The following is a 15,341-nucleotide window of genomic DNA, read 5'->3' as shown; positions in this document are numbered from 1 at the left end:
AGGTAGAACTCCTATGCCTATAACTCATCGCGCAGCCGTGCTAGGAGATCCGATTGATCACTCGTACTCGCCGGCTATTCACAACGCCGGTTACCGCGCTGCGGGAATGAATGACTGGCACTATGACCGCATTCGCTGCAACGCCGAAGAGCTTGCCGACGTCGTTGGTGGCGCAGACCCCAGTTTCCAGGGGTTTTCCGTCACCATGCCCGGCAAGTTTGCCGCGCTGGACTTCGCCGATGAAGTCAGTGAGCGCGCACGGCTAATTGGTTCGGCGAACACCCTGGTCCGTCGTGATTCGGGCTGGTTTGCCGACAACACTGATGGTGACGGCGTATTGGGAGCACTGCGCGAGATTGACTGCACGAACGCACCACGTGGTCGCGCCATTGTCGTTGGTGCCGGTGGCACGGCACGACCGGCACTTTGGGCGCTGTCGCAGCTGGGTGTCAATCATGTGACTGTAGTAGCGCGCTCCAAGCGCGCATATGACATTGAACCGCTAGCTGCCGCGCTGGGGATGGAATTTGTTTGGGTGACTTTTGATGTTCCAAACCTGGCAGATATTGCTGGCAATGCCGACGTACTGGTCTCTACGGTGCCGTCAGCCGCAATTGAATCGGTTGCTGGCTACCTCGCTCGAGCACCGAAGATTCTCGATGTCATTTACAATCCCTGGCCAACCCCACTTGTGAAAGCAGCCGAACGCGGAGGGACACAGGCGGTCGGTGGACTGTCCATGTTGCTACATCAAGCGGTGGGACAGTTTGAGCAGTTCACTGGGCGCACTCCCGATGTCGAGGCGATGCGTGCAGCGCTGCCGAACTAACTCACACCCGTTACAATCCCAAAGTTATGGGGTGGGGCGTAACTGAGATAGGGCTGTATCCGATTGGACAGCACAGGATTGACCCGGTCTACCTTGACCGGGTTTTCTATTATCTAGTCGTGTTGCTTGTTCTCGGCTGGGGCGGTACTGGTTGCTGGTTGGATGTGACCCGGCGAAGACTGCCGAACTGGTGGTTGATGCTAGGGGTAGCGGGCCTGATAGCGATCACTGGAATGGTGCTCCAGCAAAAGGGCACCTTGGCTGACGATCTCGCCAGTGCAGTCGCAGCCATAGGAACAGGAATTGGCCTCTGGTTTGGCCTCTATGTAACAGTCTTCATAATCAACCCACGCTCTATGGGGGCTGGAGATGTGAAGCTCGCAGCAATTCTCGGTGGCGGTGTCGGTCTGGTATCGGGCGAGCCGGTGGCGGCAGCAATCTGGATTGCAGTGGCAATTCTGTTGGCTGCGGGACTCACTCTCCTCATCGCAGTAGTCACGGCGGGAAAGCGGGGCTGGGGTGACATTCGTAAAGCAAAAACCGCGCGTGTGCCGGCGAGCGTTCCTCATGGGCCTGCGATGCTTGCAGCAACTGCCATTGTGTGGGGGATAAGCGGAGGCCACCTACAAGTCCCCTGAAGCGGTAGACCAGGGGCGATAAAATGGGGCATATTTGAAACTTGTATGCCCCCAAATGCACAAGAAGTACGGCAAACGTGACATTATGATACCTATGCTTCGTTGGACTACCGCGGGTGAATCTCACGGCAAAGCGCTTATCGCTCTCGTAGAAGGTGCGCCAGCCGGACTTCCCCTGACTACAGATGACGTATCACGCCACCTCGCACGCCGCCGCCTCGGTTATGGTCGCGGGGCGCGAATGAAGTTTGAGGCTGATGAGGTCACGCTGCTGACTGGCATTCGACATGGTGAGACGCTGGGATCGCCGATTGGCATAATGGTCGGCAACTCCGAATGGCCCAAGTGGACTGAGGTCATGAGCCCGGATCCAGTTGACCCAGCTGTTCTGGATACAGCTCGTGGCGCCACCTTAACCCGCCCGCGCCCGGGGCATGCCGATTTCAACGGCATGCTGAAGTACAACCACACCGATGCTCGAAACATCCTGGAGCGTTCATCGGCTCGTGAGACTGCAGCACGTGTGGCGGCATCGGTTGTGGCACGCTCAATTCTGCGTGAGACTCTCGGTGTGGAAGTTGTCAGCCACGTTATTTCCATCGGTCGTTCCGAGCCCTACGAGGGGCCACTGCCGACCTTCGCCGATCAGGACAAGATTGACGAGTCGCCAGTGCGTGCATTCTCCGCAGCTGCGGAGGAGTCGATGATTGACGAAATCAAGGCCGCCAAGAAGCAGGGCGACACTCTCGGCGGCATCGTCGAGGTCGTTGTCCACGGTCTGCCTGTGGGCCTGGGATCGCACATTTCCGGTGATGCCCGTCTGGATTCGCAGCTTGCAGGTGCCTTGATGGGAATTCAGTCCGTCAAGGGCGTGGAGATCGGCGACGGTTTTGAGGAAGCCCGTCGCCGTGGCACCGAGGCCCATGATGAAATGGTGCGTACCGACGACGGCGTGGATCGTGAAACTAACCGCGCCGGTGGCCTGGAGGGTGGCATGACTAATGCTCAACCTCTCGTTGTACGTGCTGCGATGAAGCCAATTTCGACCGTTCCGCGTGCGCTGAAGACCGTTGATATGGCCAGCGGCGATGCAGCTACCGCAATCCACCAGCGCTCTGATGTCTGCGCGGTCCCGGCCGGTGGTGTTGTCGCAGAGGCAATGGTCGCGCTAGTACTGGCGCGTGCAGTAATGGAGAAGTTCGGCGGCGATAGCCTGGAGGAAACCAAGCGTAACGTTGAGGGCTACTTGGAGCAGACTCGACGTCGCCTTAATTGGAAATAGCGCCACTGTCGCGCACACGAAGAAGGGTAAAACGAGGGGAATGTCCGTTCCTACTATTGTCCTTGTCGGACCGCCCGGATCGGGAAAGTCCACCATCGGTCGTCGACTGTCTCGTGCATTGAGCACGAGACTCACCGATACCGATGAGATGATTGAACAGCGCATGGGCAAGACTTGTGGTGAAGTCTTTTCCGAGCTGGGAGAGCCGGAATTCCGCCGCATCGAGGAACAAGTCGTGGCGGAGGCTCTGACCCACGACGGGATCGTCTCACTTGGCGGTGGAGCCGTGATTTCGCAGGCGACCCGTGACCTGCTGGCAGACCATAACGTCGTCTACCTCGAGATCAGCGTTACAGAGGGCGTCCGCCGTACCGCGGGTAACAATTCGCGCCCGGTACTCCAGGCGGCTGACCCAGAGGCTCATTACCGCGCACTCTATGAGGCTCGCCGAGCTTTCTACGAAGATGCAGCCACTTTCAAGGTGCGTTCCGACGAACGTTCCCCGCAGCGCGTTGTAGCCGAGATCCTCAGCTACCTCGATGAAACCTGCGACGAGGCTTAACTGGCGACTATTAAATGGCGGTAGCTAATCACTGCCGCATAACCAGCAACTCCATACATTTCTTACGCTAACGACTAGGGACTGACAATGAACTCAACCCGCACAATCCGTGTTGAAGGCCCATCCCCGTACACGGTGACCATGGGGCATGGACTCACCGAGCAGATTGCGGAGGCCGCTAACTTTGCCTCCCAGGTTGCGGTGATTCACCAGGGGAGCGTTCAAGAGCTGAGCTTCGGTGTCATCAAGGCACTGGCGGACAAGGGCGTCGATGCCTTCAGCATCCAGATTCCAGATGCGGAAGAGGGTAAGACGCTCACAGTTGCTGAAACAGTTTGGGACACTTTTGGTGAACGCGGTCTGGGCCGGCGTGACGCGGTAATCGCGATTGGCGGCGGTGCAGCCACAGATTTCGGTGGATTCGTCGCCGCCGCGTGGATGCGTGGAGTGAAGGTTATCCAGGTCCCGACAACGCTGCTCGGCATGGTCGACGCAGCTGTCGGTGGTAAGACCGGTATCAACACTGCAGCCGGAAAGAACCTGGTCGGCGCCTTCCACGAGCCTGCCGCGGTATTCTGTGACCTGGATGTCCTGCGCACCTTGCCGAAGGCTGAACTGATTGCGGGTTCGGCAGAGATCATCAAGGCTGGATTTATCGCGGACACGAAGATTCTCGATCTTTACGAGACAAACCCGCAGACCTGCCTCAATGTTGACGGTGACTTGCCAGAACTGGTCGAGCGCGCAATTGCTGTCAAGGCACGCGTTGTCGCTGAGGATTTGAAGGAATCTGGCCTCCGCGAGATCCTGAACTATGGCCACACTTTCGGTCATGCCGTTGAGCACTTTGAAAACTACCGCTGGCGCCATGGCCACGCCGTAGCTGTAGGCATGGTTTATGTCGCCGAGCTGGCCAAGATCACCGGACATATTAATCAGGAACTCGTAGACCGCCACCGTCGCATCCTAGAGTCCATTGGGCTGCCAACGACCTACCAGGCAGGTCGTTTTACCGAGCTCTACGATGCTATGACCAGGGATAAAAAGAACCGCGATGGTGCGATCCGATTCGTTATTCTGGAACGCCCCGGTGAAACAGCCCGTCTTGAAGGTCCGGGCATGGATGACCTCGAGCGTGCATACGAACTGCTCTGCAACAATGGGCAGGCCGCATCTGAGGAGTCAACCCGCTAATGACCTCTCTTCGCGCAGCAACGGATGCCACAACGTCGATTCCGACCGTGCTTGTTTTGAACGGCCCGAACCTCGATCGTCTGGGCAAGCGTCAGCCAGAAATTTACGGTGCCACTACTTTGGCCGATGTCGAATCTGAACTTCGCACCCTAGCCAAGGAGCTTGGCGTCGTAGTGGATTGCCGCCAATCCAACTATGAAGGTCAACTCATCGAGTGGGTTCACGAAGCTGCCGATTACGGTTGGCCAGTAATTATCAATCCAGGAGGGTTGACACACACCTCCGTCGCCCTACGTGACGCGCTTGCCGAGATTGCCGACGGCGCGGGCTTCCACGAGGTTCATATTTCAAACATTCACGCCCGGGAGGAGTTTCGGCACCACTCGTATCTTTCGGCGCTTGCCGCGGGCGTTATCGTCGGATGTGGAACTGATGGCTATTCCATGGCACTGAGAAGGGTGAGTACGACACTATGACAGAAATCTCCACGAACTACGCCGCCCGCCGAGCCGCTCTTATCGACGCATTGTCCGACTACGACTGCGACGGTTTCCTCACAGTCGATCCGACGCATGTTGGTTGGCTTACGGGTTTCCACGGCTCGAATGCTGGTTTGATTGTTGCGGCCAGTGGGGAAGCGCTGCTTTCCACCGACGGCCGCTATACGGTTCAGGCTGGCAAGCAGGCACCGGACGTGGAGTTACTCACCGCCCGCAACACCGGCGTGGCACTCGTCGGTCAATCCCGAAAGTTGGATATCTCGCGTCTTGGTGTTGAATCTGAGTTCCTCACCATGGCCGCTTACCAAGAGCTAGAGGATGCCCGTCCACAGGCACTCGAGCTGGTATCGACTACGGGCGTCGTCTCTAAACTGCGGGAAATCAAGTCCGATACGGAACTCGTCGCTCTGCGCCACGTCGCCGACATCGCGGTCCGCGCATTCGAGGACTTGCTTCACGACGGCATCGTGGTCGCCGGCCGCAAGGAGCGCGAAGTCGCCGCAGAGTTGGAGTACCGGATGCGCATGCATGGTGCCGATCGGCCTAGCTTCGACACGATTGTCGCAAGCGGCCCGAATTCCGCCAAGCCACATCACGGAGCGGAAGATCGCGTAATCGAGGCAGGTGACCTGGTCACTATTGACTTTGGTGCCTTTGCCGGGGGCTACAACTCCGATATGACACGTACCCTGTTTGCCGGTGAGACGGGAACGTCGTCAAGCGAAAACGATCCGAACAGTACGTCGTCGGATCTGGCCGGCGCGATTGTTGCCGGTGTGGAGTTCGCAGACGAGAAAGCCCGAGAGATTTACAATGTCGTGCTGGAAGCACAGCTGGCCGGCGTAAAAGCGGCCGTGCCAGGGGCTGATGTTGTGGCTGTTGACGCAGCATGCCGGGACATTATTGAACAGGCTGGTTATGGGGAGCACTTCGTCCATTCCACAGGCCACGGAATCGGTATTGAGGTGCATGAGGCTCCATTTGCCGCTCGCACCGGCAAGGGGAAGTTGGCAGCTGGCATGACGTTGACCATCGAGCCTGGTATTTATGTTCCGGGGTTCGGCGGTGTGCGCATCGAAGATACGTTGATTATCACTGACACCGAGCCGGAAATTATTACGCAGCTGCCGAAACCGCGAGCCTAACATCACGGCGTTTTATTTTTCTCTCGATGAGATACGGAGTATCGTGGTTTCGTCAGAGAGCTTTTTAACAATTTCAGGAGAGTTTAGTTGGCTACCACCGCAGATTTTAAAAACGGTCTAGTTATCAAGCACGACAACAAGCTTCAGCAGATCGTGGAGTTCCAGCACGTCAAGCCAGGTAAGGGTCCGGCATTCGTCCGCACCAAGCTGAAGGACGTTCTGACCGGCAAGGTTGTTGACAAGACTTTCAACGCTGGCGTCAAGATTGAGACTGCTACCGTCGACCGCCGCGACATGACGTACCTGTACCACGACGGTGAAGGATACGTCTTCATGGACGACAAGACCTACGACCAGATTTCCATCCTGGATGCTCAGATGCCGGAGGGTGCTAAGTTCCTGCTTCCGGAAACCACCTGCCAGGTGTCCTTCTATGAGGGCAACGTTCTTTTCGCTGAAATGCCTGTTTCGGTCGAACTGAAGGTTGAGCAGACCGACCCGGGTCTGCAGGGCGACCGCTCCACCGGTGGCACCAAGCCGGCAACTTTGGAGACTGGCGCTGAGATTCAGGTGCCGCTGTTCATCGAAACCGGCGACGTTCTGAAGGTCGATACCCGTGACGGTTCCTACCTGTCCCGCGTCAACCACTAATTCCCTCATCTAGTTCACCCTTTTGTTGAGAGCGATACATACACATCCATGACTGAAAAGGATCACAAGTCCGTCGACACCTCGGATGCGCAGGAGTCCGCGAAAGTTCGCGAACCTAACTACAAGCGCCACGGCGCGCGCTACCGTGCGCGCCGTCGTGCGGTGGATCTGCTTTTTGAGGCCGAGCAGCGAGGCGTCGACGTCGTCAAGCTTCTTGAAGAGCGGCTGGAAATGGTCCGTAATCCCAATCTGGATGTGAATCCAATTGCGGAGTACACCGAGCAGATTGTGCGCGGTGTAGCTGCGGAGATCATCGGTATCGACTCTACGATTTCTTCGTACCTGACGGAGGAGTGGCCGCTGCGTCGTCTACCGGCAGTCGACCGTGCTATTTTGCGTCTTTCCACCTGGGAGCTGTTCTACAACTCCGACGTGCCGCCGCGTGTGGCCGTGGTGGAAGGCGTTGAGCTAGCATCGGAATACTCCACTGATGTGGCGGCACCGTACATCAACGCAGTACTCGATGCTGAAGCAAAGATTGCCGACCAGGCACGCCTGGCAGCTGCAGCTGTGAGCACTTCGGTGGGCGAGTCCCAGTTCGATGAGGCTATCCAGGCACAGACTGCCGCAAATGAGGAAGCTGACAAGGCGCTGGCCGACTCCGATGAGATGGCTAAGATTACCGGCCTGGACATGAGCGATATTGCCAAGCTGGTGGCTGAAGACGTGGCTAAGAGCGAGAACGGGTCCTAACCGGTCAAAGCGGCCGGGATCACTGCGAGCCGACCGCAGTCGGTTCTCGCGGATTGTCTGGAACTCCAAGTCCCTTTTTGGGGGCTTGGAGTTTTGTTGCATTTAGAGGCAATTTAAGTGTGGGTGCTATTCTGGTCAGCGGAAGTTTGCACCGTGACCGTAGTTGCGGGTCATGCAAACTGATAATCAAATATCCACAATCAAGACATCCTTTAACGGACCGCACTGAGAGGCGGGGAAGGAGGTCACGATGAGCGAAGGAACGCCGCAAACAACCGAGCTGCTCAATGCAGACGAAGTTGCACGTACCATCGCGCGCATCGCGCACCAAATTATTGAAAAAACTGCGCTGGATAGCCCCAATGCTGGGCGCGTAGTTCTCCTCGGCATTCCATCTGGTGGCGTACCGCTGGCGGAAAAGCTAGCCGATTTGATTGAACAGTTCTCCGGCATACGTCCGGAAACTGGATCGCTCGATATCACCCTGTACAGGGATGACTTGCGCAAGGGCCCGCACCGCGCCCTGCAGCCCACGAATATTCCGAACTCCGGAATTGACGGCACCACCGTTGTTCTCGTAGACGATGTCCTTTTCTCAGGTCGCACGATTCGTGCCGCGCTCGACGCTATTGCTGACATCGGTCGCCCGCGAGTAATCCAGCTTGCAGTGCTGGTCGATCGTGGTCATCGTCAACTACCAATTCGCGCCGATTACGTCGGTAAGAATCTGCCAACTTCCCGCGACGAAGACGTCGATGTGCTGGTCGAGGCACTTGATGGCCGCGACGCGGTTATTCTCACCCGGGCGGAGGACCAGTGAAACACCTGATTAGCATTGCGGATTTGACCAAGGATGAAATTGTCGGCCTGATGGATGAGGCCGATCGTTTCAAGGAGGTCATCCGCGGTCGGGAAATCAAGAAGCTGCCGACCCTGCGCGGCCGCACTATTTACAACCTCTTTTACGAGAACTCGACGCGTACCCGCTCATCTTTTGAGACTGCGGGTAAGTGGATGAGCGCCGATGTTATTAATATCTCAGCTTCCTCTTCCTCTGTGAAGAAGGGCGAGAGCCTGAAAGACACCGCGCTGACTTTGGATGCTATCGGCGGCGATGCCATCGTCGTTAGGCACCCATCGTCGGGAGCGGCACAGCTAATCGCCAAGTGGACTGAGGAATTTGGCAACGGCCCATCGATCATCAACGCGGGTGACGGAAAGCACCAGCACCCGACGCAGGCTCTCCTGGACGCGGTGACGTTGCGTCAGCGCCTCGGTGGAATTGAGGGGCGCAAGGTCGTCATCGTTGGCGATATCCTGCATTCTCGCGTTGCCCGCTCTAACGCCGATCTCCTGAGCAAGCTCGGCGCCGAGGTCGTCTTCGTCGCCCCACCGACGTTGCTGCCGTTTGGCATCGAGACCTGGCCGGTGCGTGTTGCCTACCGCATGGAAGACGAGATCCGAGATGCTGATGCCGTGATGATGCTCCGCGTTCAGCAGGAGCGCATGAACGGAGGTTTCTTCCCATCCCATCGCGAATACGCCACTCGCTACGGGCTGTCGAAGGCTCGTGAGAAGATGCTTCGCGACGACTGCATTGTGATGCACCCAGGTCCGATGCTTCGTGGCATGGAAATTAACGATGCCGTCGCTGATCTGCCGCGCACTGCCGTGCTGCAGCAGGTAGCCAACGGTGTCCACGTCCGCATGGCAGTTCTTTTCACACTGCTGACCTCAGGCGTTTCCGCCAACTTGGAAGGGCAGGCATAAATGTCGAATCGCAATGAATATGACGAAGCCTCGTACCCCGAGGTAGGACCATTGGCAGCACCTGCACGGGGACAACTACTGCTGAAGGGTGTGCGTCCCTACGGTGAAGGCGAAGATGTCGACGTCTTGATTGAAGATGGCGTTATCGCTGAGATTGGCGAAAACCTCTCGGCCGAGGACGGGGTAGAGGTCCTGGAGTTCGACTCCCTCGTTCTTCTCCCAGGTCTGGTTGACATCCATGTGCACCTGCGCGAGCCGGGCCGTGAAGATACGGAGACCCTGGCCACTGGTTCCGCTGCCGCAGCACGTGGTGGTTTCACCGCAGTGTTCACTATGGCCAATACCGCGCCGGTAACCGACGACCCCTCGATTGCTGAGTCGGTATGGCTCAAGGGCCAGGCGTTGAACCGCTGCGACGTTCACCCGGTCGGCTCCATTACTAAGGGCCTGAAGGGCGAGACACTGACCGAGTTCGGCATGATGGCAGACTCGCAGGCGAAGGTACGCATGTTCTCCGATGACGGTAAGTGCGTCGACAATCCGCTGATTATGCGCCGCGCGATTGAATACGCCCGCGGCGAAGACGTATTGCTGGCGCAGCACTGTGAAGATTCGCTTCTGACCGCAGATGCATCGGCCCACGAAGGTGCGACCGCCGCACGTCTGGGCCTGACAGGGTGGCCGCGCGTAGCCGAGGAGTCCATCGTGGCCCGAGATGCCATCATGGCTCGCGACTACGGCGGACGCATGCACATCTGCCACGCTTCCACTGAAGGCACTGTTGAGCTGGTCAAGTGGGCAAAGGAGCATGACATTCCGCTGACCGCCGAGGTTACCCCGCATCACCTAATTCTCACCGATGAGAAGCTGGAGACCTACGACGGCGTCTACCGCGTCAACCCGCCTCTGCGTGAGCAGCGCGACACCCTGGCTCTGCGTCAGGCTCTGATTGACGGGATTATTGACTGTGTCGCTACCGACCACGCTCCGCACGGCTCTGAAGAAAAATGCTGCGAGTTCGAGCACGCCAAGCCGGGCATGCTGGGGCTGGAGACCTCGATGCCAATCATCGCCGAAGAGTTCGTTTTGAAGGGCGATTGTGATTGGCGCTGGCTGGCCAAGGTCATGAGTGAGCGTCCTGCTCAAATTGTGAAGCTGCCAGGGCACGGCCGACCAATCGCTGTCGGTGAGCCTGCCAACCTGACCGTTGTTGACCCGGGCAAAAAGTGGACGGTCCGCGGCGAAGACCTGGCGTCGAAGTCCGAGAACACTCCTTATGAGGAAATGGAGATGGCCGTGTCCGTGGCAGCTACCGTGCTGCGCGGTAAGGTCACCGCTCTTAACGGAGAGGTCGCTGGATAATATTCATGTCAACGCATAAAAACTCACATGCGTCCCGTATGATTAATGTAAATTCCCCGCACGCTACCCAACTGAAAGGCAATAACGTGAGCAACGAGTCGCAGGCCGCGGCCGCTACAGCGGCAGTCCTGGTATTGGCAGATGGCCGAGTGTTCCGCGGACGCGGTTTCGGCGCCACCGGTACGACCCTGGGTGAGGCAGTTTTTACCACTGCTATGACGGGCTACCAGGAAACTCTGACGGACCCGTCCTACCACCGCCAGCTGATTGTGGCTACCGCACCACAGATTGGCAACACCGGTTGGAACGATGAGGACTATGAATCCCGCGGAAACAAGATTTGGGCAGCTGGCTTTATTATCCGCGATCTATCGCGTATTCCCTCAAACTGGCGCTCCGAGCGCAGCTTGGAAGATGAGCTGAAGGCACAGGGCATCATCGGTATCCGCCAGATTGATACCCGCGCGCTGGTTCGCCATTTGCGCGACAATGGCTCGATTGCCGCTGGAATTTTCTCTGGTGAGGACGCACAGCAACCCGTCGATAAGCTGGTGGAAATCGTTCGCGCTCAGCCTGCGATGAAGGGCGCGGATCTGGCTCGCGAGGTCAGCACCACTCAGGCCTATGTTGTGGAAGCACAGGGGGAGAAGAAGGCACGTGTTGTGGCCTACGACCTGGGTATCAAGTCCAACACCCCGCGTGAGCTGGCTAAGCGTGGCCTGGAAGTCGTAGTTGTTCCGGCTAACACTCCGTACGAAGATATTAAGAAGGAATACCAGCCGGACGGCGTCTTCTTGTCCAACGGCCCGGGTGACCCGGCAACTGCTGATGAGATGGTTGCGGTCGCCAAGGCTGCACTCGATGACGGCATGCCGCTATTCGGTATCTGCTTCGGTAACCAGATTCTTGGCCGCGCACTCGGCCTGAACACCTACAAGCTGGTCTTCGGCCACCGCGGCGTCAATGTTCCGGTGAAGGACCACCGCACTGGCCGTATCTTTATCACCGCTCAGAACCACGGCTTCGCACTTGAAGGCAAGGCCGGCGAGAGTTTCGAAACTCCGTGGGGCGAGGCAGAGGTTACGCACACATGCCTTAACGACGATGTCGTTGAAGGTGTCGCACTGAACAATGGCATGGCCTTTTCTGTGCAGTACCACCCAGAGTCCGCAGCCGGCCCGCACGATGCGCACTCTCTCTTCGATGACTTCCTGGAGCTGATCCAGAAGGTCGATTTCAACAAGTCCGCAACCGGAAACTCGAACAAGTAGGAAAGGGCTAAGGGACCTAACACCATGCCACGTCGTACAGACATCAACCACGTACTGGTTATCGGCTCCGGCCCGATTGTTATCGGTCAGGCCTGCGAGTTCGATTACTCCGGCACCCAGGCTTGCCGCGTGCTGCGCGAAGAGGGCCTGCGAGTCACGCTGGTTAACTCTAACCCGGCAACGATTATGACTGACCCGGAGTTCGCAGACTCCACCTACATCGAGCCGATTGAAACCAAGTACATCGAAAAGATCCTGGCCAAGGAAGCTGCAGAGGGCAACCCGATTGACGCTGTCCTGGCAACTCTCGGTGGCCAGACTGCACTGAACGCAGCTATTCAGCTGGACCGCGAGGGCATTCTGGAGAAGTACAATGTCGAGCTGATTGGTGCTGATATTCCGGCCATTCAGCGCGGTGAGGATCGCCAGATGTTCAAGGACATCGTCGCCAAAATTGGTGGCGAGTCCGCTCGCTCCCGCGTCTGCCACAACATGGAAGAAGTCCATGAGACTGTCGCAGAGCTCGGTCTTCCGGTCGTTGTTCGCCCCTCGTTCACCATGGGTGGTCTGGGCTCCGGTCTGGCTTTCAACCAGGAAGACCTCGACCGTATTGCAGGTGGCGGCCTAGCCGCATCGCCCGAGGCCAATGTTCTGATTGAGGAGTCCATCCTCGGTTGGAAGGAATTTGAGCTCGAGCTCATGCGCGATGGCGACGACAACGTTGTCGTGGTCTGCTCCATTGAAAACGTTGATGCCCTCGGTGTCCACACTGGTGACTCGGTGACTGTCGCTCCGTCGATGACTCTGACCGACCGCGAGTTCCAGACTATGCGTGACCAGGGCATCGCAATCCTGCGCGAGGTCGGCGTTGACACCGGTGGCTGTAACATCCAGTTCGCCATCAATCCAAATGACGGCCGCATCATCACCATTGAGATGAACCCGCGCGTCTCCCGCTCCTCGGCGCTTGCTTCCAAGGCAACTGGTTTCCCGATTGCAAAGATTGCTGCCAAGCTGGCTATCGGCTACACCCTCGATGAGATCACCAACGACATCACCGGTGAAACCCCGGCTGCGTTTGAGCCGGTGCAGGACTACGTGATTGTCAAGGCTCCACGCTTTGCTTTCGAGAAGTTCCCTGGTGCTGACGACACGCTGACCACCACCATGAAGTCCGTCGGTGAGGCCATGGCTATTGGCCGCAACTACATCGGCGCGCTCGGTAAGGTCATGCGCTCGCTGGAGAACAAGCCAGCTGGTTTCTGGACCGTTGCGGATGAGGACTTCGCAGGTGAACGCGCAAACGATGTCAACGCTGTCCTTGAGGACCTGAAGCGTCCGACTGAAGGCCGCATCTACGACGTTGAGCTGGCTCAGCGTTTGGGTGCTTCCATTGAGCAGATCCACGAAGCTTCTGGTCTAGATCCGTGGTTTATCGCCGAGATGGAAAACCTGCAGGATATCCGCAAGGAGCTTATCGACGCTCCGGTGGTGACCTCCGATCTGCTTCGCGAAGCTAAGTACTGGGGTCTCTCCGACGCCCAGATTGCTGCTCTGCGTCCGGAGTTGGCCGGAGAAGACGGCGTGCGCGAACTGCGCTGGCGTCTGAACATCCACCCGGTATTCAAGACAGTCGATACCTGCTCCGCCGAGTTCGAAGCACAGACTCCGTACCACTACTCGGCATACGAGCTGGACCCGGCTGCTGAGTCCGAGGTCGCTCCGCAGACCGAGAAGGAAAAGGTGATCATCCTCGGTTCCGGTCCGAACCGCATCGGCCAGGGCATTGAGTTCGACTACTCCTGTGTTCACGCGGCCCTCGAGCTCTCCCGCGTTGGCTACGAGACCGTCATGGTCAACTGCAACCCGGAAACCGTCTCCACCGACTATGACACCGCAGACCGTCTCTACTTTGAGCCGTTGACCTTCGAGGATGTCCTTGAGGTCTACCACGCTGAGAGCCAGTCTGGAAAGGTCGCAGGCGTCATTGTTCAGCTCGGTGGCCAGACTCCGCTGGGCCTGGCTGAGCGTCTGCAGGCCGCAGGTGTTCCGATTGTCGGCACCAGCCCGGAGGCAATCGATCTGGCTGAGGACCGTGGTGAGTTCGGCGAGGTCCTGGCTGAGGCCAACCTGCCGGCGCCGGAGTTCGGTACCGCCACCTCCTTCGCAGAAGCTCGCCAGGTTGCCGCTGGCATCGGTTACCCGGTGCTGGTCCGTCCGTCCTACGTCCTCGGTGGCCGTGGCATGGAAATCGTCTACGATGAGGCCACCCTGGAGGACTACATCAACCGCGCTACCGAGCTGTCCAATGAGCACCCGGTACTGGTTGACCGCTTCCTGGACAGCGCCATCGAAATCGATGTTGATGCACTGTGTGATGGAGAAGAGGTCTACCTCGGCGGCGTCATGGAGCACATCGAGGAAGCCGGTATTCACTCCGGTGACTCCGCGTGTGCGCTGCCTCCGATGACTCTGTCCGGAAGCATCATCGACAAGGTGCGTGAATCCACCAAGGCACTGGCACACGGCATCGGTGTGAAAGGCCTGATGAACGTTCAGTACGCACTCAAGGACGAGACCCTCTACGTCATCGAGGCCAACCCGCGTGCATCTCGTACCGTACCGTTTGTCTCCAAGGCAACCTCGGTTCCGCTGGCTAAGGCCGCATCCCGTGTCATGATGGGTGCTACAATCGCGGAACTGCGCGAAGAGGGCATGATTCCGTCCAACTTCGACGGCGGTTCTCTGCCTGCTGACGCTCCGATTGCGGTTAAGGAAGCCGTCCTGCCGTTCAACCGCTTCCGCGACTTTGAGGGCCGCGCTCTCGACAGCCTGCTGAGTCCGGAGATGAAGTCCACCGGTGAAGTCATGGGTCTGGCCGACAACTTTGGTGCCGCTTTCGCCAAGGGAGAGCTGGCCGGTTTCGGTGAGCTGCCGACCGAGGGCACAATCTTCGTCTCGCTGGCCAACCGCGATAAGCGCACTCTGGTATTCCCGATTCTCACGCTGGCGGATATGGGCTTCCGCATCCTGGCAACGGAGGGTACTGCCGGCATGCTGCGCCGCAACGGTGTTGAGTGTGAGGTCGTCGCAAAGCGTACGACTGATTCCGAAGCGCCGTCTGACGAGCGCGACATTGTCGACATGATCCGCGACGGTGAGGTTGACATCATTATCAACACCCCATCCGGTTCCGCTGGCGCACGTTCTGACGGATACGAGATTCGCGCCGCTGCGGTGAGCCAGGGCGTAACTTGTGTGACCACCGCTCAGGGTGCTGTCGCCGCACTGCAGGGCATTCTGGCGCTGCGGGGCGGTGAGATGAGCGTTAAGGCTCTGCAGGAACTCCACCCGGCAGAGTTGGTTGCTCAGGAGCAGGCCTAA

The 15,341-nt window shown here is 58.1% G+C and carries 14 protein-coding genes; all 14 read left to right on the top strand.

Annotated features, from left to right (window positions below; all coding sequences use genetic code 11):
• Positions 1-13: 13 nt before the first annotated feature.
• The gene (locus tag HMPREF2708_RS03090; RefSeq protein ID WP_070832182.1) at positions 14-829 is read left to right on the top strand and encodes a shikimate dehydrogenase; all 816 of its coding nucleotides are present in this window, start codon (positions 14-16) and stop codon (positions 827-829) included.
• A gap of 26 nt (positions 830-855) precedes the next feature.
• On the top strand, positions 856-1,467 hold the full coding sequence (locus HMPREF2708_RS03085) for a prepilin peptidase (protein WP_070832179.1): 612 nt from the start codon (positions 856-858) through the stop codon (positions 1,465-1,467).
• Between the two features lie 94 nt (positions 1,468-1,561).
• A complete protein-coding gene (gene aroC, locus HMPREF2708_RS03080; protein WP_210400310.1) occupies positions 1,562-2,749 on the top strand; it encodes a chorismate synthase in 1,188 nt (395 codons plus the stop codon).
• A gap of 40 nt (positions 2,750-2,789) precedes the next feature.
• Complete coding sequence (locus HMPREF2708_RS03075) at positions 2,790-3,311, top strand: shikimate kinase (RefSeq protein WP_070832176.1); 522 nt, start codon at positions 2,790-2,792, stop codon at positions 3,309-3,311.
• 87 nt (positions 3,312-3,398) lie between these two features.
• Complete coding sequence (gene aroB / locus HMPREF2708_RS03070; RefSeq protein ID WP_070832173.1) at positions 3,399-4,505, top strand: 3-dehydroquinate synthase; 1,107 nt, start codon at positions 3,399-3,401, stop codon at positions 4,503-4,505.
• Positions 4,505-4,981 (top strand): type II 3-dehydroquinate dehydratase, encoded by a 477-nt coding sequence (aroQ, locus tag HMPREF2708_RS03065; RefSeq protein WP_070832170.1) that lies wholly within the window; start codon positions 4,505-4,507, stop codon positions 4,979-4,981. Before aroB ends, aroQ begins: the two co-directional genes overlap by 1 nt.
• Positions 4,978-6,150, top strand: a complete 1,173-nt coding sequence (locus tag HMPREF2708_RS03060; RefSeq protein ID WP_070832168.1) for a M24 family metallopeptidase — start codon at positions 4,978-4,980, stop codon at positions 6,148-6,150. The genes aroQ and HMPREF2708_RS03060 overlap by 4 nt, the downstream gene beginning before the upstream one ends.
• Positions 6,151-6,237: 87 nt before the next feature.
• Positions 6,238-6,801 (top strand): elongation factor P, encoded by a 564-nt coding sequence (gene efp / locus HMPREF2708_RS03055; protein WP_070832164.1) that lies wholly within the window; start codon positions 6,238-6,240, stop codon positions 6,799-6,801.
• 48 nt (positions 6,802-6,849) lie between these two features.
• On the top strand, positions 6,850-7,554 hold the full coding sequence (gene nusB, locus HMPREF2708_RS03050; RefSeq protein WP_070832160.1) for a transcription antitermination factor NusB: 705 nt from the start codon (positions 6,850-6,852) through the stop codon (positions 7,552-7,554).
• A gap of 250 nt (positions 7,555-7,804) precedes the next feature.
• Positions 7,805-8,374: a bifunctional pyr operon transcriptional regulator/uracil phosphoribosyltransferase PyrR gene (gene pyrR / locus HMPREF2708_RS03045; RefSeq protein WP_070832157.1), complete on the top strand. Its 570-nt coding sequence runs from the start codon at positions 7,805-7,807 to the stop codon at positions 8,372-8,374.
• On the top strand, positions 8,371-9,324 hold the full coding sequence (locus tag HMPREF2708_RS03040) for an aspartate carbamoyltransferase catalytic subunit (RefSeq protein WP_016422709.1): 954 nt from the start codon (positions 8,371-8,373) through the stop codon (positions 9,322-9,324). The genes pyrR and HMPREF2708_RS03040 overlap by 4 nt, the downstream gene beginning before the upstream one ends.
• Positions 9,325-10,686, top strand: a complete 1,362-nt coding sequence (locus HMPREF2708_RS03035; protein WP_070832154.1) for a dihydroorotase — start codon at positions 9,325-9,327, stop codon at positions 10,684-10,686.
• A 38-nt stretch (positions 10,687-10,724) separates the two neighbouring features.
• Positions 10,725-11,957 (top strand): glutamine-hydrolyzing carbamoyl-phosphate synthase small subunit, encoded by a 1,233-nt coding sequence (carA, locus tag HMPREF2708_RS03030; RefSeq protein ID WP_371326289.1) that lies wholly within the window; start codon positions 10,725-10,727, stop codon positions 11,955-11,957.
• Positions 11,958-11,981: 24 nt separating this feature from the next.
• Complete coding sequence (gene carB / locus HMPREF2708_RS03025) at positions 11,982-15,341, top strand: carbamoyl-phosphate synthase large subunit (RefSeq protein WP_070832147.1); 3,360 nt, start codon at positions 11,982-11,984, stop codon at positions 15,339-15,341.

The organism is Corynebacterium sp. HMSC073H12 (assembly GCF_001837775.1).
GTDB lineage: Bacteria > Actinomycetota > Actinomycetes > Mycobacteriales > Mycobacteriaceae > Corynebacterium > Corynebacterium amycolatum.
The sequence above is the reverse complement of the archived record's forward strand: the minus strand, read 5'-3'. Positions and strand labels throughout refer to the sequence as shown.